Origin of the sequence: Nocardioides panzhihuensis (assembly GCF_013408335.1) — a bacterium.
In the GTDB taxonomy this organism is placed as follows: domain Bacteria; phylum Actinomycetota; class Actinomycetes; order Propionibacteriales; family Nocardioidaceae; genus Nocardioides; species Nocardioides panzhihuensis.
On record NZ_JACBZR010000001.1, the window covers coordinates 3,685,516 to 3,704,707 of the forward strand.

Genomic DNA, 19,192 nt, shown 5'->3' on the forward strand with positions numbered 1-19,192 from the left:
TTCGTGCGGGACGATCAAGACCGGGTCAAAGCGTGGGAACGGGTACGTCGGTGGGCCGGCCGACCACGCCACCGGCAGCCAGCCGGTCGATCTCGCCGGCGTCCAGGCCGAGCTCCGCGAGCACGGCATCGGTGTGGGCGCCGAGCTCCGGGATCGCGCCCATCGGCAGCTCGACGTCACGGAACGTCATCGGAGGCAGTACGCCGCGGACCGGCCCGGCAGGAGTGTCGACCGCGCGCCACCGGTCACGGCCGGCGAGCTGCGGGTGCTCGACCAGGCCGGACATGTCGTTGATCTGGGCAGCCGGAACACCGGCGGCGGCGAGCCGGGCATCGAGGTCGGCGGTGGCGAAGCCGCGGGTGTGCTCGGCGACGACCGCGTCGCACTCCTCTCGGTGGGCGACCCGCAACGGGTTGGTGGCCAACCGGGGATGGTCGACGAGATCGGGCCGATCGAAGACGTCGGTCACCAGCGCCCGCCAGCCGCGGTCGTTCTGGACGCCGATCAGGATCTCCCCGTCGGCGGTCGGGTAGGCGTCATACGGCGCGATCGAGGCGTGGCTGAGCCCCATCCTGGGCACCTGGCGGCCACCGTACATCTGCATGTACATCGGGTGCCCGAGCCACTCGACGGTCGCGTCGAACATCGACACATCGACGATGCCGCCCTTGCCGGTGCGCTCACGGCGGAAGAGGGCCGCGACGATCGCCTGGCTCGTGTAGAGGCCCGCGGCGATGTCGGAGCTGGGGACGCCGGTCTTGGTCGCCGTCTCCGGGGTGCCGGTGACCGAGATCAGCCCGGATTCCGCCTGGATCAGCATGTCGTACGCCTTGCGGTCGCGCAGCGGGCCGCCGGTGCCGTAGCCGGAGATGCCGGCGACGACGAGCCCCGGGTGCCGTTCGGCGAGCTCCTCCGCGCCGAGCCCGAGCCGCTCGGCGGCGCCGGGCGCGGCGTTCTGCAGGAACACGTCGGCGCGGGCGACCAGCCGGCGCGCGAGCTCGGCGCCGTCGGCGGACTTGAGGTCGAGCGCCACCGACTCCTTGCCGCGGTTGAGCCAGACGAAGTGCGAGGCGAGGCCGTGCACCGCATGGTCGTAGTTGCGGGCGAAGTCACCCTCGCCCACCCGCTCCAGCTTGATCACGCGGGCACCGAGGTCCGCGAGGTGACGGGTGGCGAGCGGGGCCGCGACGGCCTGCTCGAGGGCGACCACGGTGATGCCCTCCAGCGGCAGCAGGTCGTTGGTCATGCAGCAAGCATCCCGCGACTTCTTATGCGCGTCCAATACCTAATCCTTGGAGGATTGTTCCCACTGATGCAATAGTTGTACGTATGGACCTGCACCATCTCGAGGCCTTCCTGGCCGTCGCCGAAGAGCTCCACTTCGGCCGCGCGGCCGAGCGGCTGCACATCGCCCAGCCTCCGCTGAGTCGCACCATCAAGCAGCTCGAGCGCGACCTCGGCGCCCAGCTGTTCGACCGCACCACCCGGAGCGTCCGACTGACGTCGGCCGGCGAGGCACTGGTCCGGCCCGCCCAGGAGGTGCTCGAGGGCCTGCGCACCGCGCGCCGAGCGGTCCGCTCCGCCGGCCGCGGAGAGACCGGCCGGGTCCGGATCGGGTTCGCAGGGCCTTCCTCCCACGTGCTCGTCGGCCAGCTCGGCCGGATCGTCCGCGAGCAGCATCCCGGGATCGAGCTCATGCTGCAGAGCACGACGTACAACTACGAGGCGCTGCGCTCGTTGCAGGACGGCGAGCTCGACCTGGCGATCGCGCGGTGGCGGATCGAGCCGCAGGGCCTGGCGCACCGCGTGATCGCGGTCGAGCACTACGTGATCGCCGTGCCCGCCGGTCACCGGCTCGCCGGCCGCGGGGAGGTCAGCATGGCGGAGTGCCGGGACGAGCCGTTCGTGGCCCTGCCGGCGGACCCCGGCTCCAGCGTGCGTGACGCCTTCATCGAGACGTCCTCCCAGGTCGGGTTCGTGCCCAACATCGTGCAGACCGCACCGGACAGCTGGACCGCGGTCGCGCTGGTCGCTGCCGGCGTCGGCATGACGTTCACGCTCGACACCGCGATCGCCAACGTCGTGCAGACCGGCATCGAGGTGGTCAGGATCAGCGAGTGCGACCGCCCCACGTTCCAGCAGCTCGCCTGGCGCCAGGAAGACCGGAGCCCAGCGCTGCATGCGGTGCTGCGTGCCTCGGAGGAGGCCCTGCCGACGCCGGACCTGCCGTCGGCGCCGCCCGCCTGACCACCGGTCAGCGGTCGGTCGAGACCTTCACCAGGCCGACCTGCGACGCGGTGGCGACGTGGCGACCGGTCTCGTCGAACAGCTCACCGACGCCGTGGGCCCGCCCGTGGGCGATCGCCTCCACGCGGCAGTCGAACTGGTGCCAGCCGGTCAGGTCGGAGGCGGCATGGAAAGTCAGAGCATGGGTCAGGCTGAGGATCCGGGCGCCGGGTTTGTGCCGAGCCGACCCGAGCGCCAGGAACGACGCCTCGAGGATGCTCATGTCGCTCACGTAGGCGAGCACCGCCGACCGCAGGACCGGCTCCTCGGGCAGCGGGCCGGTCGCCCGGAAGAAGCTGGTCTGTCGGTCGTTCGGATCGGCGACGGTGAAGTACGGCGGGGCCACCGCATGGCGGAAGTGGACCGGTCGGTTCAACCGCCACCAAGGCGGGATCCGCTCGTCTGAGCCGAACCGGTCGGCCAGGTCCGGCAGCGTCTCGGGGTCAGGAGCGGGCCGCGGCCGTAGCGAGCTGTGGGACGGCAGGTCGGCACGGACCGTCGCCCATCGGGTGACTGCTCCGAAGAGCTCCTCCCCCGCGTCGTCGAGCAGACGGCTGCGCCGGGTCGCCAGCGACGGCGCGTCCGAGACGACCGTGACCTCCCAGTGCAGCGGCCGGTCCGTCGGCACGCCGCCGACGAAGTCGGCCTGCAGGCTGATGATCCGCTGGTCGGCCCCGACCCCGCGCCCGGCGGCGACCAGCGCCTGAGCCAGGAGGAGGCCACCGAAGAGCCTGCCCGCGGGATGCTGCTGAGGTTGCCCGACCCAGTGGCTGACCCGGCCGGTCGGCTCGTCGACACAGGTCAGGTCGAGGAGGTCGAGCAGCTCGTCGAGGGTCACGGCAGCACGGGTGTCAGCGGCAGGAGAGGCAGGGTCCACTCGGCTCATTGTGCCGTCGTTTGTCGTCACTTTCGATATCTGTCTCGAACTATTCATACCCATCCGTCAACAGTGATCGGCGGAAGAAGTATTGGAGTTCGGCAGGCGGCTGGCGGCAGGCTGGGACCACTGACCACCCCCTGCCCGCCCCGAGGAGCACCCAATGGCCGCGCCCGACAAGGTCACCGATCTCAGCTCGGCGGTGGCCGCCCACGTACGGGACGGCATGACGGTCGCGCTCGAGGGCTTCGGCCATCTGATCCCGTTCGCCGCGGGCCACGAGATCATCCGCCAGGGCCGACGGGACCTGACGTTCTGCCGGATGACCCCCGATCTGCTGGCCGACCAGATGATCGCCGCCGGCTGCGTCTCGAAGCTCGTCGCCTCGTTCTTCGCCAGCGGCTCGGCGGGCTCCCTGCACGAGGTCCGGCGGCGGGTGGAGAACGCCGACCCGCAACCGCTCGAGGTCGAGGAGTACAGCCACTACGGCATGGTCTGCCGCTACCAGGCCGGCGCCGCCGGACTGCCGTTCTTCCCGCTCCGCTCGTACGCCGGCAGCGACCTCCCGAAGCTCAACCCGCTGATCCGCAAGGTCTCCGATCCCTACGGCGGACCCGACATCTACGTCGTGCCGCCGCTGCGCCCGGACGTGACGATCGTCCACGCCCAGCGCGCCGACCGCTCCGGCAACGTCCAGATGTGGGGCATCGTCGGAGCCCAGCAGGAAGCGGCGTACGCGGCTGAGACCGTGATCGCGACCGTCGAGGAGATCGTCGAGGAGGACGTCGTCCGCTCCGACCCGAACCGCACCGTGCTGCCGTCCCACGCGGTCACCGCCGTGGTGGAGTGCCCCGGCGGCGCGCACCCGTCCTACACGCAGGGCCACTACGACCGGGACAACGCCTTCTACCGCGAGTGGACGCCGATCAGCCGCGACCGCGAGGCGGTGCTGGGCTGGCTGGAGGAGTGGGTGCACCAGGTGCCCGACCGCGCTGCGTACCTCGACAAGCTCGGAGCGGAGCGCTGGCGCGGGCTCGGTGTCGCTCCTCGGCCCTCGCAGCCCGTCGACTTCGGCCGCCGCCGGGTGGCCGCCCAGGAGGTGGCCTCATGAGTACGCCGCTCTCGGATGTGGCTCCGTCCAGCACCGAGTTCCTCGCCGCGGTCGCCGCCCGACAGCTCGTCGGCAAGCACCGGGTCTTCGCGGGCGTCGGGCTGCCGACGCTCGCCGTCGACCTGGCGCGCCGCACCGTGAACCCCGACGTCGAGCTGGTCTACGAGTCCGGTGTCTGCGGCGCACAGCCGGAGGGCCTGGCGGAGGGCATCGCCGACTCGGTGCTGGTCTCCGGTGCCGCGGCGGTGCTGAGCATGCCCGCGCTGTTCGGCTACGTCCTGCAGCGCGGCCATGTCGATGTCGGGTTCCTCGGCGCCGCCCAGATCGACCGCTGGGGCAGCCTCAACACCAGCTTCATCGGCGCCTGGGACAAGCCCGCCGTACGCCTCCCCGGTGCCGGCGGCGCCGCGGAGATCATGCCGAACGCGGGCGAGTGCATCGTCGTGCTGCGCCGCCACGACCCCGGCGCCCTTCCGGCGCAGCTCGACTTCTGCACCTCGCCCAGCCCGGTGCGCGCGCACGAGGAGGACCCCCGGATGGTGCCTCGCGGCCACGGGGTCTCCACCGTGATCACCCCGATGGCGGTGCTGCGTCGCCCCGACAAGCTCGGCGAGCTCGAGATCAGCGAGGTCCACCCCGGCCTCACCGTCGACCAGGTCCGCGCCGCAACCGGGTGGGACATCCGGGTCGCCGATGACGTACGTGAGACCGGCCGGCCCACCGTCGAGGAGGTCCGGCTGCTCCGCGACGAGATCGACACGGTGCGGCTCTACCTCCGATGAGCCCGTCCACCATCACGTACGAACCGCGCCGGTCGGCGTACATCGCCCTGCTGGCGTGCTCGACTCTCGGCACCTTGTCGAGCACGATCATCAGTGCGCCGATCAACGTGATCGCCCACGCGATAGGGGCCTCTCCGCGCGGGATCGTCTTCGCGGTCAGCGCCTTCACCCTGGCGATGGTCGTCTTCGCACCCGTCTCGGGCTGGATGTGCCAGCGGTTCGGCTCCCGGCCGGTGCTCGCCGGATCGCTGCTCCTGATGGTGGCCGCGCAGGCTGGTGCGGCCTTCAGCCAAGGGCTCGCCTTCCTGGTCGTGATGCGTGCTCTGCAGGGGATCGCGTGCTCGGCGGTGCCGCCCGCGATCCAGCAGGTGCTCGGCCAGCATTGGGCCGGCGACCGAGCCCGGGTGATGGCGGGCTGGGCAGCGGCGATCGGAGTCGGTCAGGCACTCGGTCCACCACTGGGTGGCCTGGTCGCCGACACGCTCGGCTGGCGCTGGGTGTTCCTCACCCACGCCTCGCTCAGCGCCGTGCTGCTGGTGCTGTGTCTGACCGTGGTGCCCGTTGTGCCCGCCACGGACGCACCGCTCCACGTCAGCGGCATGGTGACCCTCCTCATCGGGGTCGGCGCGCTCGTCGGTGCGGTGAGCTGGCTCGGACAGCACGGCGGGGTCGCGGTCGCGGTGGCGATGGCGGCGGTGGGCGTGCTCGCCCTGATCGGCCACACCCAGCTCGGCCGCACCAGCGTTGGACCGTTCGTCCCGCCCGGCCTCCTCACCGAGCGGAGGTTCGTCGCGAGCACCACGGCCGCCGCGACGGTGATGGGCTGTCTGGGAGTGGCGATCGTCGCGACTCCCCTGCACCTGGGCCGCGACCTCGGGCTGGGGCCCGGACACATCGGCATCACGATGCTCGCGCTGGCCCTCGCGATGACGCTTGCGGCCCCGCTCTCCTCAAAGGCCACCGAACGCTTCACCGCGCGGCGCACCCTGCGCGGCGGGCTGGTGCTGCTCGCGCTCGGCCTGCTCGCGCTTCCCTTGGCCGCGACCGTCTCCGGATCCGGCACGGTCGTCGCGCTCACCGTGGCCGCGCTCGCACTGACCGGCTCGGCGATCGGGGTCGTGCAGGCGACCTCGGCGCTCGGGCTGATGACGTCGCCGGCGGCAGCCGACGGCGTCGCGCTCGGGATCCACAACATGCTCCGCTTCACCGGCCTCGCCGTGGGCTACTCCTGGGTCGCGATCGCCTACCCGACCGGGAGCCTCTTCCTCGTCTACGGCGTCCCCGTCATCGCGGTGGCCCTGACCTGGGCGATGGCCGGACCCTCCGCCACCCCTCGCCTCGCCACAGAAAGGGTGCTCCATGACCACCGCTGACCCCACTTCCGGACCACTAGCCGGCCTGCGCGTGGTCGAGGTGTCCAGCTTCGTCGCCACGCCGCTGTGCGGCACGACCTTGGCACAGCTCGGTGCGGAGGTGATCCGCGTCGAGCCGCTCGAGGGTGCGCCGGACCGATCTCGCTGGCCACTCAGCGACAACGGTGCCAGCCTGTACTGGAACGGACTCAACCCCGGCAAGAAGGCCATCGCGGTCGACTGCACCCACCCGGAGGGCCGACAGCTGGTCTCGGACCTCGTGGTCTCGGGCGGCCCCTCCGGCGGCATCGTGGTCACGAACACCGAACGCTGGTCGGACCTTGGGTACGCCGCGCTGCGCGCCCGCCGCGACGACGTCATCCACGTGCTCCTCACCGGACGCCACGACGGCGGGACGGCCGTCGACTACACCGTGCAGGCCGGCACCGGCTTCCCCCTCGTGACCGGCCCGGAGGAGCATGCTGCACCGGTGAACGGCGTGGTGCCGGCGTGGGACCTCGCGGCGGGACTCCACCTCGCGACCGGCCTGCTCGCCGCCGAGCGCCGGCGCGGGGTCACCGGCGAGGGCGCCGAGGTGCGAGTCGCCCTGGAGGACGTCGCCCTCGCCGTCGCCGGCAACCTCGGCTACCTCGCCGAGGCGCAGCTGCGGCCGGCGAGCGAGCGGGGCTCGACCGGAAACCACGTCTATGGCACGTTCGGTCGCGACTTCGTCACCACGGACGGCGACCGTTTCATGCTGGTGGCCCTCACCCCACGGCAGTGGTCGGACCTGCTGGGCATGACCGGCCTCGCCGAGGCGGTGGCAGCGCTCGCTCGCGCGCTCGGTGCCGACTTCTCCGACGAGGGCGCGCGGTTCCGGCACCGCACCGTGCTCGGCGGTCTGATCGCCGCCTGGTTCGAGCAGCACGACACGGCGTACGTGACGCGGGCGCTGACGCGGACCCGGATCCTGTGGTCGCCCTACCGCAGCTTCCGCGATCTCGCCGCCGACGATGCCCGGATGCTGCGCGAGCACCCGTTGTTCTCGACGATCACCCAGCCCGGCGTCGGCGACCTGCTCGCCCCGGGCGCGCCCATCACCGTCGACGGCCACCGGAGCGCACCACGGCCGGCGCCTGCCGTCGGGCAGGACACCGGCGAGGTGCTCGCCGGCGCGCTCGGGCTGGCCACCGAGAGGCTGGACGACCTGCTCGCCCGCGGTGTCATCGGCGCCCGGGAGGTGGCGACGCGATGAGCACCGCCGAGATCGCCGGGACGGCGCGCACCTGGCTGTTCGTTCCCGGGAACCGGCCGGAGCGGTTCGACAAGGCTGCCGCCGCCGGCCCCGACGTGGTGGTCCTCGACCTCGAGGACGCCGTCGCCCCGGCTCACAAGGACGCGGCCCGCGCCCACGTCACCGACTGGCTCCCGCAGGCAGACGTCACCGTCGCCGTGCGGATCAACGCCGCCGCCACCATCTGGCACGATGCCGACCTCGCCGCGCTCGCCGCACTCGACGGACCGTCGCTGGTGATGCTGCCGAAGGCCGACAGCCCCGAGACCGTGGCGGCCGTCCTGGCCGCCCTCCCCGACGGCTCCGCCGTCGTCGCACTGGTCGAGACCGCTCTCGGCGTCGCGGGAGCCATCGACCTGGCCCGTTCCCCCGGAGTCGTACGCCTCGCCTTTGGGAGCTTCGACCTGGCCGCCGAGCTCGGCGTCGATCCCGACCACGCACCCGCCCTCGCGCCGGCGCGCGGGAAACTGGTGCTCGCCTCGGCCGTCGGCGAGCTGGCCGGCCCGATCGACGGCGTCACCGGCGACGTACGCGATCACGAGCGGCTGGCCGAAGACGTCACCGCGGCCGCGGCTCTCGGGTTCGCCGGCAAGCTCTGCATCCACCCCGGCCAGGTGGCTCCGGCCGCCGTGGCCTTGGCCCCCACCCCCGACGAGGTCGCCTGGGCCGAGCGCGTCCTGGCCGCCGCGACCGAGGACGGCGTCGCCCTCGTCGACGGCCGGATGGTCGACGCCCCCGTCGTCGCCCGCGCCCGCCGCATCATCTCCCTCAACCGACCCATTCCAGGAGCACCCAGATGACCAGTCTGACACCCGACGAGCAGGACATGGTCCGGCTCGTGGCCGACTTCGTCGACGAGCGCGTACGCCCCCGGGTGCGCGAGTTCGAGGCCGACGACATCTACCCCGAGGAGCTCATCGAGGAGATGAAGAAGCTCGGCTTCTTCGGTCTCCTGGTGCCCGCCGAGCGCGGCGGCGTCGACGTGAGCACAGCCTGCTTCGCACGGGTGACCGAGGAGCTCGCCCGTGGCTGGATGAGCCTGGCCGGCGCGATCGGCGGACACTCCGTGATCAGCTATCTGATCCGCCACTTCGGGACGCCGGAGCAGCAGGAGTCCTACCTGCCCCGGATGGCCGACGGCAGCCTGCGCGCCACGATGGCGCTGACCGAGCCGTCCGGCGGCAGCGACCTGCAGGGCATGCGTACGTTCGCGGACAACGATGGCGACGAGCTGGTCATCACCGGCTCGAAGACCTGGATCTCCAACGCCCAGCACGCCTGCCTGATCGGGCTGCTCTGCGTCACCGACCGCTCCGCCTCGCCCGCGCACCGGGGCATGAGCGTGGTACTGGTCGAGCCCGGCGACGGGCTCACCGTCTCGGGCAAGATCCCCAAGCTCGGCTACCGCGGCGTCGAGGCCTGCGAGCTCACCTTCGACAAGATGCGGGTGCCCGCGACCGCGGTGCTCGGCGGCACACCGCACCTCGGCTGGGGCCACATGATGCGCGGCCTCGAGGTCGGCCGGATCCAGGTGGCGGCTCGCGCCGTCGGCGTCGGCCAGGCCGCGCTCGATGACGCGGTCTCCTACGCCCAGACCCGGGAGAGCTTCGGCAAGCCGATCTGGAAGCACCAGTCGGTCGGCAACCTGCTCGCCGACATGGGCACCAAGATGCGCGCCGCCCGGCTGATGACCCTCGACGCGGCCGAGCGGCTCGACGCCGGCGACCGCGCCGACATGGAGGCCGGGATGGCCAAGCTCTTCGCCTCGGAGGCGGCGATGCAGGTCGCCCTCGACGCGGTGCGGGTGCACGGCGGCTACGGCTACTCGAAGGAGTACGACGTGGAGCGCTACTTCCGCGACGCCCCGCTGATGATCGTCGGCGAGGGCACCAACGAGATCCAGCGCAACGTGATCGCCGCCCAGCTGGTGGCGCGCGACCAGAAGGGAAAGAACTGACATGGCACTTCTCGAGAACCGGACCGCGGTCATCACCGGTGGAGCGCAGGGCATCGGATTCGCCGTCGCCGAGCGCTTCGTGGCGGAGGGTGCCCGGGTCGTGATCGCCGATCTCGACGGCGCCGCAGCCGAGGCCGCGGCGAAGAAGCTGGGCCAGGACATGGCCACAGGCGTGGCCTGTGACGTGGTCAGCGCCGAGGACGTCGAGCGCGCTCTGGAGACCGCGGTCGCGACGTACGGCTCGCTCGACATCGTCGTCAACAACGCCGGCATCACCCGTGACGCGACGATGCGGAAGATGACCGAGGACCAGTTCGACCAGGTGATCGCCGTGCACCTCAAGGGCTGCTGGCACGGCACCCGGCTGGCCGCCGCCCGGATGCGTGAGCAGAAGTCCGGCGCGATCGTGAACATCTCCTCGATCTCCGGCAAGGTCGGCATGGTCGGGCAGACCAACTACTCGGCTGCGAAGGCCGGCATCGTCGGCCTCACCAAGGCCGCGGCCAAGGAGATGGCCCACCACGGGGTCCGGGTCAACGCGATCCAGCCCGGGCTGATCCGCTCCGCCATGACCGAGGCGATGCCGCAGCGGATCTGGGACGAGAAGTTGGCCGAGATCCCGATGGGTCGCGCCGGTGAGCCGGCCGAGGTCGCGAACGTCGCACTCTTCTACGCCTCCTCGCTCTCCTCGTACATGACCGGGACGGTCGCCGAGGTGACCGGCGGAAGGTTCATGTGACCTGGCGGCCGCGGCGGGTGACGTCGGTCGAGGCCCTCGACGCGGGGCCGGTCGCCGCGCTCGGCGCTCTCCTCGACAGCGGCGCTCCGGTGCCCGCTGCCGGGGACGTGCTCCCGCCGCTGTGGCACTGGGTGGCGCTGCCGCGCTGGCCGGTGTCGTCGGTCGTCGGCGTCGACGGCCACCCGCGCCGCGGCGACTTCCTGCCACCTATCGACCTGCCCCGGCGGATGTTCGCCGGTGGTGAGGTGACCTTCCACAGCGACCTCCGGGTCGGCACCGAGGTCGTCCGCGAGTCCGAGGTGGTCTCGGTCGAGGAGAAGGAGGGCCGCAGCGGCCGGCTGGCGGTCGTGACGGTCCACACCCGGCTCGTCGACGCCGACCGGGACGAGCTGCTCGTGATGGAGCGGCAGGACCTGATCTACCGCGATGCCGCGCCGACGCCGGCATCGTTCCCGGACCCCGAGCCCGCCTCGGCGACCGCACCGACAGGCCCGCCGCTCGTGGCCGAGGACGACGGCTGGCGGTTCGTCACCGACCCGACCCTGCTCATGCGGTTCAGCGCGGCGACCGCCAACCCGCACCGGATCCACTACGACTGGCCCTACGCCACCCGGGTCGAGGGCTATCCCGGGCTGGTCGTGCACGGCCCGCTCTCGACCCTGGTGCTCGCCGAGGCCCTTCGCCTGGCCCACCCCGATCGCGTCGTACGCCGCCTGCGGCACCGCAACACCGCGCCGCTGTTCTGCGGAGACCGTGCCCACGTGGCCGTCGACCACCCCGCTCCCGACACCGCCCATGACACTGCCGAGGTCGCGCTGCGGCGCCCCGACGGCACCGCTCTGGCCGGCCTGACGGCCGAGCTGTCCACCCACCCCTGAAAGGCACCCAACCATGAGTGACACCGCCCGCGACGTGGTCATCTGCGAACCCGTCCGCACCCCGATCGGCCGCTACGGCGGCGTCTTCAAGGACCTGAGCCCGGTCGACCTCGGCGTCACCGCGCTCCAAGGCCTGCTCGCTCGCACCGGCATCGACCCGGAGAGGATCGACGACGTCATCCTCGGCCACTGCTACCCCAACGCCGAGGCACCGGCGATCGGCCGGGTGGTCGGGCTCGACGCCGGGCTCCCGGTCACCGTCGGCGGACAGCAGGTCGACCGTCGCTGCGGCTCCGGGCTGCAGGCCGTCGCCAACGCCGTGATGCAGGTCGCGTCCGGCGCCAGCGAGATCGTGGTGGCGGGCGGCGCGGAGTCGATGAGCAACGTCGCCTTCTACTCCCTCGACATGCGCTGGGGAGGGGCGCGCTCCGGCGTCCAGATCCACGACGGCCTCACCCGCGGGCGGCAGACCCCGGGCGGTCGGTTCCACCCGGTGCCCGGCGGCATGCTCGAGACCGCCGAGAACCTGCGCCGGGAGTACGCCATCGGCCGCGAGGAGCAGGATCGGCTCGCCGTCAGCTCCCATCAGCGCGCCGTCGCCGCCCAGCAGAGCGGTGTCTTCGCCGAGGAGATCGTGCCGGTCACCGTGCCCTCCCGGAAGGGCGATGTCGTGGTCGACACCGACGAGCATCCCCGCGCCGACACCACGCTCGAGTCGCTCGCGAAGCTCCGGCCGATCCTCGGCACCTCCGACCGCGAGGCGACCGTCACGGCCGGCAACGCCAGCGGCCAGAACGACGCCGCCGCCATGTGCCTGGTCACCACCGCCGACCTGGCCGAACGCCTCGGCCTTCGGCCGTTGGTCCGGCTCGTTTCCTGGGCCGCCGCGGGCGTACGTCCTGACGTGATGGGCATCGGCCCGGTACCTGCCACTGAGGCCGCCCTCGCCAAGGCCGGCCTGTCCCTGGCCGACATCGACGTCATCGAGCTCAACGAAGCCTTCGCCGCCCAGGCGCTCGCGGTGATGCGCGAGTGGAAGGTCACCGACGAGGACCTCGAGCGCATCAACGTCCACGGCTCCGGCATCTCCCTCGGCCATCCGGTCGGCGCCACCGGCGTACGGATGCTCGGCACGCTCGCCCGCGAGCTGCACCGCCGAGAGGCCCGCTACGGGCTCGAGACCATGTGCATCGGCGGCGGCCAGGGCCTCGCCGCGGTCTTCGAGCGGGTGGTCTGATGCGTACGTTCACCTCGATCACGGCGATCGAGGCCGTTGTCGGCGAGGACCTCGGCACCACCGACTGGGTTCCGATCACTCAGGATCGCGTGGACCGCTTCGCGGAGATCACCGGCGACCACCAGTGGATCCATGTCGACGTCGAGCGTGCCGCAGCCTCGTCCTTCGGCGGGACCATCGCCCACGGCTATCTCACCCTGTCGATGCTCCCTGCCTTCGCCGCCGAGCTCTACACGATCGATACCGGCTCCGCACGGCTCAACTACGGCCTCGAGAAGGCGCGGTTCCCCGCGCCGCTCAGGGTCGGCTCGAAGATCCGGGCCACGCCGCGGATCAAGGAAGTCCGGACGGTCGAGGCCGGCACCCAGCTCTTGGTCGCCTGGACGGTCGAGGCCGAGGGCGCCGAGCGCCCGGTCTGTGTCGCGGAGACCATCACGCTGATCCTTCCCTGATCCCTCACGAACGCCGCCGATCCGCCGCCGATCCTGCATCGGGTGATCGGCGGCTTCGGCATGCCCGCGACTTCATTTGGCTCATTTTCGATATCAATGCCATCAACATTTGGTGTTGGACGTGCAATGGCCCGGGTTCTTAGTGTGAACGCGGTCACACCGCATGCCGGTGCGTGACGACACACAATCCCCGGAGGAGCAGTCCCCATGACCCAGTCAACGCGCGTCCCCGACGAACGGATGGCCCGCAAGGCGGGCATCGCCGCCTTCGTCGGCACCACGATCGAGTGGTACGACTTCTACATCTACGGCACCGCGTCCGCCCTGGTCTTCGGACCGCTGTTCTTCAGCAACGCCGAGCCCGCCGTCGCCACCCTGCTCTCGTTCGCGACCTTCGCCGTCGGGTTCCTCACCCGGCCCCTCGGCGGCGTGGTCTTCGGTCACCTCGGTGACCGGATCGGCCGCAAGCGCTCCCTGATCCTGACTCTGCTTCTCATGGGCGTCACCACGGTAGGTGTCGGTCTGCTCCCGACGCACGCGGCCATCGGCGCCGCCGCGCCGGTTCTGCTGATCGTATTTCGACTGCTGCAGGGTCTCGCTGTCGGTGGCGAGTGGGGCGGCGCGGTGCTGATCGCGACCGAGCACACCAGAGCCGACCGCGGCTTCCTGTTCGGGGCGTTCGCCCAGCAAGGCTCTCCTGCCGGCCGGATCCTGGCCACCCTCAGCTTCCTCGCCGTGACCGGCCTGCTTCCCGACGAAGCCCTTCTCGAGTGGGCCTGGCGACTGCCGTTCCTGGCCTCCGCCGCGCTGGTGGTGGTCGGGCTCGTGATCAGGCTCAGTCTCGAGGAGTCCCCGGCGATGAAGGACCTCCAGGAGAGCGACCAGATCGTCCGTGTTCCGGTGATCGAGCTGTTCCGCAACAACTCCCGGGAGCTGACCCTCGGCGTCTTCGGCATCCTGTGCGTCTTCGTCGTGGTCTACGCACGCGACACCTTCGCGCTCTCCTGGGCAACGACCTACCTCGGCTTCGCCAAGGACTCCTTCCTCACGATCATCTTGATCGCCAGCGTCGTGCAGTTCTTCGTGCAGCCGTTCGGGGCGGTGCTCGCCACGCGCTGGAACCCGCGCACCCTTGTCACCGTTCTACTCGCCCTGGAGGTGCCTGCGCTCGCGCTGATGTTCGTGCTGATCGGCACCGGCAACTGGACGCTCGCGATGATCGGCGCGGTGATCGCCACGATCCCCGACGTGATGTTCTACGCGATCATGGCCGGCATGCTCGCCCAGGCCTTCCCTGCCCGGGTCCGTTACACGGGCATCTCGGTCACGTACGGCCTTTCCGGGGCTCTCTGCGGAACCACTCCGATGATCCTGCAGTGGCTCCTCGACACCACGGGCGGCATCGCGGTGCCGGTCGCCTTCGGCGTCGTGACGACGGTGATCTCCCTGTTCTGCTCCCGCGCGTTGCTCGGCCGGACCCCCGCCGAGACGGAGGCCGCGGATGGGCCAGCGACGGTCTCCTCGACGCGCTGAGCCCCTGGACCGCCGGCGGCAATGAGGGCCCGTGCCCGACGACGTCCATCCCAATCCATCGACTCACGTCGATCAGGATGGACGTCGCCGGGCACCGTGCCTGGGCAGGAGCCGGATCGACGGCAGACCCAGCAGGTCAGGCAATGCCCTTAGGGCATCGCGCGATGCCGTCGCGATGTTGGACGCGTATCGCTTCCGCTCCCTAGCCTCAGGATCCGACGTCGTCGAACCCCTGAGGAGATCCCATGGGCCGCTATACCCCCACCGAGCTCCGTGACGCCCTCGGCACCGGGCTGCTGTCGTTCCCGGTGACGCATGCGACCGCCGACTACGCCTTCGACGAGGAGGCCTACCGCGCACACCTGCAGCACCTCAACGGCTTCGACGTCGCCGGCCTGTTCGCGGCCGGCGGCACCGGCGAGTTCTTCTCGCTGACGCACGACGAGGTGTCCAGGGTCCTCAAGGCGACCGTCGAGGAGGTCAAGGACGGCACCCCTGTGCTCGGAGCGGCCGGCTACGGGACCTCCCAGGCCGTCGCGATGGCGCAGCGTGCCGAGGCGGACGGTGCCGACGGCATCCTGCTGCTGCCGCCCTACCTCACCGAGCTGTCGAGCCGTGGCCTGTACGAGCACGTCGCCCGCGTCTGCTCCGCCACCTCGCTCGGCGTGGTCGTCTACCACCGCGCCAACGCCCGCTACGACGCCGACACGATCCTCGGTCTCGCCGCGGAGTTCCCGAACCTCATCGGCTTCAAGGACGGCATCTGCGACATCGACCTGATGGCCACGCTGAACGCCCGCCTCGGCGACCGCCTGGTCTACATCGGTGGCCTCCCCACCGCCGAGACCTACGCGCTGCCCTACCTGGAGCTGGGCGCCAGCACCTACTCCTCGGCGATCTTCAACTTCGCCCCGCGATGGGCGGTCGAGTTCTACACGGCCGTACGAAATCACGACCGCGACGAGGTGCTCACCCGGCTCCGCGACTTCGTCGTCCCCTACATCGCGATCCGTGACCGCGGGGCCGGTTACGGTGTCTCCATCGTCAAGGCCGGCCTCACCGCCGCCGGACGCCCGGCCGGTCCGGTACGTCCCCCGCTGACCGACCTCACCGAGCAGGAGCTGGCGGAGCTGACCGCCCTCGTCAAGACCGTCGTCTGACCGACAGGAGAAGCCCGTGAGCCGCCGCATCCTCCAGGTGGGACCGCTGAAACCGTCCCTGGCCGCCACCCTCACCGAGCGGTACGACGCGCTCGTGCTGCCCGACGACGACACCCGGGCCGCGTTCCTCGCCGAGCACGGCGCCTCGATCGGCGCCGTGGTGACCACCGGGCGCACCGGCGTACCGGCTGACCTGATGGCGCAGCTGCCCGCGCTCGGCGCCATCGTCAACTTCGGGGTCGGCTACGACACCACCGACGTCGAGGCCGCCGCCGCACGCGGGGTGCTGATCTCCAACACCCCCGACGTCCTGACCGACTGCGTGGCCGACACCGCGATCGGCCTCGCCATCGACACCCTGCGCCGGCTCAGCGCAGCCGACCGGTTCGTACGCCGCGGCGACTGGTCCGGGGCCTCCTACCCCCTGACCCGCAAGGTCTCGGGCAAACGGGTCGGCATCGTGGGCCTGGGCCGGATCGGCCAGGCGATCGCGACCCGCTTCGAGGCTTTCGGCTGCCCGATCTCCTACCACTCCCGCCGCGAGGTGCCCGGCTCCCCCTACGCCTACGCCGCCTCCCCCGCCGACCTCGCCGCCGACGTCGACATCCTGGTTCTCGCCACCTCCGGCGGCAGCGGTACGCAGCACCTCGTCGACCGCCAGGTGCTCGAGGCACTCGGCCCCGACGGCTACCTGATCAACATCGCGCGCGGCTCCGTGGTCGACCAGGACGCCCTGGTCGACCTGCTCCTCACCGGCGGAATCGCCGGCGCCGGGCTCGACGTCTACACCGATGAGCCAACGGTCCCCGCGGAGCTGATGGCCCTCGACAACGTCGTGCTCCTCCCCCACCTGGCCAGCGGCACCGTCGAGACCCGCGCCGCCATGGAGCAGCTGGCCCTCGACAACCTCGACCGTTGGCTCGCCGACGGAACCGTGCTGACCCCCGTCCCCGAGGTGTCGTAAGCGGCGGAGGGTGCCCACCAGCTAGCCGATTCCCCCTTGCGAGGGAGCAGGTTCGTCCGCAGGCGGGAGGTGGACGAGCGCGCCGGCTTCTAGCGTCGTCGACATGAACCCCGAGACGACAACCAGCGCAGCCCAGACGACCGAGCGACCCCCGACCGGCACACCCGAGGCCCCACGGTGGGTGCGCCGAGTGGCGGCCCTCTCCGCACTGACGCCGGTGCCATCGTCCCTGTGGCGACTCCCGCTGATCGTCGGGGTGTCGATGGGACTGAGTCCAGCGATGATGGACGACCTCATGGGGGTGCCGTTGTGGCTGCGGGCCCTCTACCTGATCGGCCTGGGTGTCTTGAGCGACGGCCTTGCGTACCTCACCTTGGGCCTGGTGCGCTGGTGGGGCGAGACCTTTCCCGGGTGGATACCACTGGTCGGCGGGCAGAGGGTGCCCACCTGGTTCGCGGCCTCGCTCGGGATCTCCGGTGGGCTGGCCGCCACCTACCTCGCGGTGCTGGTCGCACGGGGCTGGACCACAGAGATGGGCACCCTTGGCGACTGGACGGCACGGTCGTGGCTGATGACTGCCTGCTACGCGCCGCTCCTTCTCTGGGGTCCCACGGTACTCATCGTCACCGCCGACTTCGTACGGCGTCGGCGTGCTCGGGACACCGCCGGACGAACAGTCCTTCTGGGAGGATGACCGACATGGTCCTTGTGCGACGGTGGGTGTACCTCGTGCTGGGAGGGGCGCTCTGCGCCCCCTACCTGCTCCTCGTCGTCGTCGCGGTGCCGCTCGCCTTTCCCGGCCTCGTCGCGAACCCCGGCACGCCGACGGTGGCGCTCGGCTCCCTGGCCGGGGGAACCGTGCTCGCGGCGACAGCCTTCCTGCCCGTCGTCCGTACGCTCGAGGCCGCCCTCGTCCCGCACCTGGTCTCACCGGGGCTGACCGTCGCAGAGGTTCGAACAGGTCGCGACCGCTGGCTCGGCGCACTGTGGTTCGTCCTGCACCTGACGCTCGGCATGGTGACATCGCTGCTCTCGGTCATCGCCCCGCCGGCCGCGCTCGGCCTGATCCTCGCCGCGGTCACCGACGGAACGATCGCGGGCGAGATCGGCTCGGTGCTCGACCTCGGCCGAGGCTGGGCGGCGCCGGTCGCGGTCGGCCTCATTGCAGGCACGCTGCTGGTGGTGTGGGCTGCGACCTCCCTCATGGGGTGGGCTGCGCCCCGAATGCTGGGGCCGGACCCGGAGACCCGGCTCGCCGAGCTCGAGGCGCGGAGCCGGGAGCTCACCGAACGCGCTCGGCTGGCGCGCGAGCTGCACGACTCGATCGGACATGCGCTCACCGTGACCACCCTCCAGGCCACTGCCGCGCGGCGGCTCGTCCGCTCCGACCCGGACTTCGCCGAGGAAGCGCTCTCAGCCATCGAGCAGACCGGCCGGCTGGCCGTCGCCGACCTCGACGACTTCCTCGGGCTGCTGCGCGAGGAGACATCGCCCCGATCGCCGCAACCCACTCTGGCCGACCTCGACGAGCTCGTGGTCGAACACCGCAGGGCTGGCCTTCCGGTCACCTTGCGGGTCGACGGCGATGTCCGGTGCGTGGCGGCGGTGATCTCTCGCGAGGTGTTCCGCATCGTCCAGGAGAGTCTGACGAACGTGCACCGGCACGCCGGCTCCGTGCCGACGACGGTCGGGCTCGAGATCGGAGCGAGCGAGCTGACCGCGTCGGTGGAGAACCAGGCGGGCCAAGCCGGACCCGTGGCATCCGCGGATCGAGGCGGCCACGGGCTCGCAGGAGTCCGCGAGCGGGTCGAGCTCCTCGGCGGTCAGCTCCGGGCAGGGCCTGGACACGAGGGCGGCTGGGCCGTACGAGTGACCGTGCCGAAAGGATCGACCCGATGAGCACCAAGGTGGTGATCGTCGACGACGAGCCGCTGGTCCGCAGTGGCCTGCAGGCGATCCTAGGCGCCGAGCCCGACCTGCAGATCGTCGGCTCCGTGGGTGACGGGTCGGAGGCGGTCGCCGAAGTTCGCCGGAGCCGGCCGGATGTCGTACTGATGGATGTGCGGATGCCCCGCCTCGACGGGATCGCGGCCACCAAGCTGCTCCTGAGCGAGCCGGGGGCACCGAAGGTCCTGGTGATCACGACCTTCGAGAACGACGAGCACGTCTACGACGCGCTCCGCGCCGGTGCGAGTGGGTTCCTGCTGAAGCGTGCGCTTCCTGAAGACATCATCCGTGCCGTGCATGTCGTCGCCGGCGGCGAGTCGTTGCTCTTCCCCGCCGCCATCCGCTCGTTGGCCCAGCGGTTCGCGGGGACGAGCGATCCGGGACCGGTACGGCGCCTGACCGAGCGCGAGGGGACGGTCCTACGGCTGATGGCGCGAGGGATGTCCAACGCCGAGATCGCCGCCGATCTCGTGGTCACGATCGAGACCGTGAAGACGCACGTGGCCGGAGTGCTGGCCAAGCTCGGGGCACGGGACCGAACCCAGGCGGTGATCGTCGCCTACGAGTCCGGGTACGTCGGTCCGGGGCGCCGGTAGAGCGCCCCGGAACCTCATCACCGCCGT

The 19,192-nt window shown here is 71.3% G+C and carries 19 protein-coding genes; 17 read left to right on the forward strand and 2 right to left on the reverse strand.

The window, feature by feature from the left end; genetic code table 11:
• Window positions 1-25: 25 nt before the first annotated feature.
• Window positions 26-1,246, reverse strand: a complete 1,221-nt coding sequence (locus BJ988_RS17480) for a CaiB/BaiF CoA transferase family protein (RefSeq protein WP_179659156.1) — start codon at window positions 1,244-1,246, stop codon at window positions 26-28.
• A gap of 83 nt (window positions 1,247-1,329) precedes the next feature.
• On the opposite strand from BJ988_RS17480, the gene BJ988_RS17485 reads away from it, so the two are divergent.
• Window positions 1,330-2,247 (forward strand): LysR family transcriptional regulator, encoded by a 918-nt coding sequence (locus BJ988_RS17485; protein WP_179659157.1) that lies wholly within the window; start codon window positions 1,330-1,332, stop codon window positions 2,245-2,247.
• 7 nt (window positions 2,248-2,254) lie between these two features.
• Here the strand turns inward: BJ988_RS17485 and BJ988_RS17490 are convergent, their stop codons facing one another.
• A complete protein-coding gene (locus BJ988_RS17490; protein WP_179659158.1) occupies window positions 2,255-3,172 on the reverse strand; it encodes an acyl-CoA thioesterase in 918 nt (305 codons plus the stop codon).
• A gap of 154 nt (window positions 3,173-3,326) precedes the next feature.
• Between BJ988_RS17490 and BJ988_RS17495 the strand changes: the two genes are divergently transcribed.
• The 16 genes from BJ988_RS17495 to BJ988_RS17570 all read left to right on the forward strand — a co-directional run bounded on the left by BJ988_RS17495 (window position 3,327) and on the right by BJ988_RS17570 (window position 19,165).
• Window positions 3,327-4,274, forward strand: coding sequence for a CoA transferase subunit A (locus BJ988_RS17495; RefSeq protein ID WP_179659159.1), 948 nt, complete (start codon window positions 3,327-3,329; stop codon window positions 4,272-4,274).
• Window positions 4,271-5,056: a CoA-transferase subunit beta gene (locus tag BJ988_RS17500; protein WP_179659160.1), complete on the forward strand. Its 786-nt coding sequence runs from the start codon at window positions 4,271-4,273 to the stop codon at window positions 5,054-5,056. The genes BJ988_RS17495 and BJ988_RS17500 overlap by 4 nt, the downstream gene beginning before the upstream one ends.
• A complete protein-coding gene (locus tag BJ988_RS17505; protein ID WP_179659161.1) occupies window positions 5,053-6,429 on the forward strand; it encodes an MFS transporter in 1,377 nt (458 codons plus the stop codon). The genes BJ988_RS17500 and BJ988_RS17505 overlap by 4 nt, the downstream gene beginning before the upstream one ends.
• Complete coding sequence (locus tag BJ988_RS17510) at window positions 6,416-7,663, forward strand: CoA transferase (protein WP_179659162.1); 1,248 nt, start codon at window positions 6,416-6,418, stop codon at window positions 7,661-7,663. Before BJ988_RS17505 ends, BJ988_RS17510 begins: the two co-directional genes overlap by 14 nt.
• A complete protein-coding gene (locus BJ988_RS17515) occupies window positions 7,660-8,502 on the forward strand; it encodes an HpcH/HpaI aldolase/citrate lyase family protein (RefSeq protein WP_179659163.1) in 843 nt (280 codons plus the stop codon). The genes BJ988_RS17510 and BJ988_RS17515 overlap by 4 nt, the downstream gene beginning before the upstream one ends.
• On the forward strand, window positions 8,499-9,659 hold the full coding sequence (locus BJ988_RS17520) for an acyl-CoA dehydrogenase family protein (protein ID WP_179659164.1): 1,161 nt from the start codon (window positions 8,499-8,501) through the stop codon (window positions 9,657-9,659). Before BJ988_RS17515 ends, BJ988_RS17520 begins: the two co-directional genes overlap by 4 nt.
• A 1-nt stretch (window position 9,660) precedes the next feature.
• Window positions 9,661-10,398 carry a 3-oxoacyl-ACP reductase FabG gene (gene fabG / locus BJ988_RS17525; protein WP_179659165.1) on the forward strand — a complete coding sequence of 246 codons (738 nt, stop codon included), beginning with the start codon at window positions 9,661-9,663 and terminating at the stop codon, window positions 10,396-10,398.
• The gene (locus tag BJ988_RS17530) at window positions 10,395-11,276 is read left to right on the forward strand and encodes an FAS1-like dehydratase domain-containing protein (protein ID WP_179659166.1); all 882 of its coding nucleotides are present in this window, start codon (window positions 10,395-10,397) and stop codon (window positions 11,274-11,276) included. Before fabG ends, BJ988_RS17530 begins: the two co-directional genes overlap by 4 nt.
• A gap of 13 nt (window positions 11,277-11,289) precedes the next feature.
• A complete protein-coding gene (locus tag BJ988_RS17535; protein WP_179659167.1) occupies window positions 11,290-12,513 on the forward strand; it encodes an acetyl-CoA C-acetyltransferase in 1,224 nt (407 codons plus the stop codon).
• The gene (locus tag BJ988_RS17540) at window positions 12,513-12,965 is read left to right on the forward strand and encodes a MaoC family dehydratase (RefSeq protein WP_179659168.1); all 453 of its coding nucleotides are present in this window, start codon (window positions 12,513-12,515) and stop codon (window positions 12,963-12,965) included. The genes BJ988_RS17535 and BJ988_RS17540 overlap by 1 nt, the downstream gene beginning before the upstream one ends.
• A gap of 207 nt (window positions 12,966-13,172) precedes the next feature.
• Entirely contained in the window at window positions 13,173-14,498 is a 1,326-nt protein-coding gene (locus BJ988_RS17545) for an MFS transporter (protein ID WP_218860938.1), read from the forward strand.
• A 245-nt stretch (window positions 14,499-14,743) separates the two neighbouring features.
• The gene (gene kdgD / locus BJ988_RS17550; protein WP_179659169.1) at window positions 14,744-15,658 is read left to right on the forward strand and encodes a 5-dehydro-4-deoxyglucarate dehydratase; all 915 of its coding nucleotides are present in this window, start codon (window positions 14,744-14,746) and stop codon (window positions 15,656-15,658) included.
• A 16-nt stretch (window positions 15,659-15,674) separates the two neighbouring features.
• Window positions 15,675-16,622, forward strand: a complete 948-nt coding sequence (locus BJ988_RS17555) for an NAD(P)-dependent oxidoreductase (RefSeq protein WP_179659170.1) — start codon at window positions 15,675-15,677, stop codon at window positions 16,620-16,622.
• A 103-nt stretch (window positions 16,623-16,725) separates the two neighbouring features.
• A complete protein-coding gene (locus BJ988_RS17560; RefSeq protein WP_179659171.1) occupies window positions 16,726-17,316 on the forward strand; it encodes a hypothetical protein in 591 nt (196 codons plus the stop codon).
• A 5-nt stretch (window positions 17,317-17,321) separates the two neighbouring features.
• Window positions 17,322-18,521, forward strand: a complete 1,200-nt coding sequence (locus tag BJ988_RS17565) for a sensor histidine kinase (protein WP_218860940.1) — start codon at window positions 17,322-17,324, stop codon at window positions 18,519-18,521.
• Complete coding sequence (locus tag BJ988_RS17570) at window positions 18,518-19,165, forward strand: response regulator transcription factor (RefSeq protein WP_179659173.1); 648 nt, start codon at window positions 18,518-18,520, stop codon at window positions 19,163-19,165. Before BJ988_RS17565 ends, BJ988_RS17570 begins: the two co-directional genes overlap by 4 nt.
• Window positions 19,166-19,192: the final 27 nt, after the last annotated feature.

Bases quoted from the DNA above. Each gene is read 5' to 3' on its own strand.
- BJ988_RS17480 (WP_179659156.1), bottom strand. From the start codon at position 1,246: ATGACCAACGACCTGCTGCCGCTGGAGGGCATCACCGTGGTCGCCCTC.
- BJ988_RS17485 (WP_179659157.1), top strand. From the start codon at position 1,330: ATGGACCTGCACCATCTCGAGGCCTTCCTGGCCGTCGCCGAAGAGCTC.
- BJ988_RS17490 (WP_179659158.1), bottom strand. From the start codon at position 3,172: ATGAGCCGAGTGGACCCTGCCTCTCCTGCCGCTGACACCCGTGCTGCC.
- BJ988_RS17495 (WP_179659159.1), top strand. From the start codon at position 3,327: ATGGCCGCGCCCGACAAGGTCACCGATCTCAGCTCGGCGGTGGCCGCC.
- BJ988_RS17500 (WP_179659160.1), top strand. From the start codon at position 4,271: ATGAGTACGCCGCTCTCGGATGTGGCTCCGTCCAGCACCGAGTTCCTC.
- BJ988_RS17505 (WP_179659161.1), top strand. From the start codon at position 5,053: ATGAGCCCGTCCACCATCACGTACGAACCGCGCCGGTCGGCGTACATC.
- BJ988_RS17510 (WP_179659162.1), top strand. From the start codon at position 6,416: ATGACCACCGCTGACCCCACTTCCGGACCACTAGCCGGCCTGCGCGTG.
- BJ988_RS17515 (WP_179659163.1), top strand. From the start codon at position 7,660: ATGAGCACCGCCGAGATCGCCGGGACGGCGCGCACCTGGCTGTTCGTT.
- BJ988_RS17520 (WP_179659164.1), top strand. From the start codon at position 8,499: ATGACCAGTCTGACACCCGACGAGCAGGACATGGTCCGGCTCGTGGCC.
- fabG (WP_179659165.1), top strand. From the start codon at position 9,661: ATGGCACTTCTCGAGAACCGGACCGCGGTCATCACCGGTGGAGCGCAG.
- BJ988_RS17535 (WP_179659167.1), top strand. From the start codon at position 11,290: ATGAGTGACACCGCCCGCGACGTGGTCATCTGCGAACCCGTCCGCACC.
- BJ988_RS17540 (WP_179659168.1), top strand. From the start codon at position 12,513: ATGCGTACGTTCACCTCGATCACGGCGATCGAGGCCGTTGTCGGCGAG.
- BJ988_RS17545 (WP_218860938.1), top strand. From the start codon at position 13,173: ATGACCCAGTCAACGCGCGTCCCCGACGAACGGATGGCCCGCAAGGCG.
- kdgD (WP_179659169.1), top strand. From the start codon at position 14,744: ATGGGCCGCTATACCCCCACCGAGCTCCGTGACGCCCTCGGCACCGGG.
- BJ988_RS17560 (WP_179659171.1), top strand. From the start codon at position 16,726: ATGAACCCCGAGACGACAACCAGCGCAGCCCAGACGACCGAGCGACCC.
- BJ988_RS17565 (WP_218860940.1), top strand. From the start codon at position 17,322: ATGGTCCTTGTGCGACGGTGGGTGTACCTCGTGCTGGGAGGGGCGCTC.
- BJ988_RS17570 (WP_179659173.1), top strand. From the start codon at position 18,518: ATGAGCACCAAGGTGGTGATCGTCGACGACGAGCCGCTGGTCCGCAGT.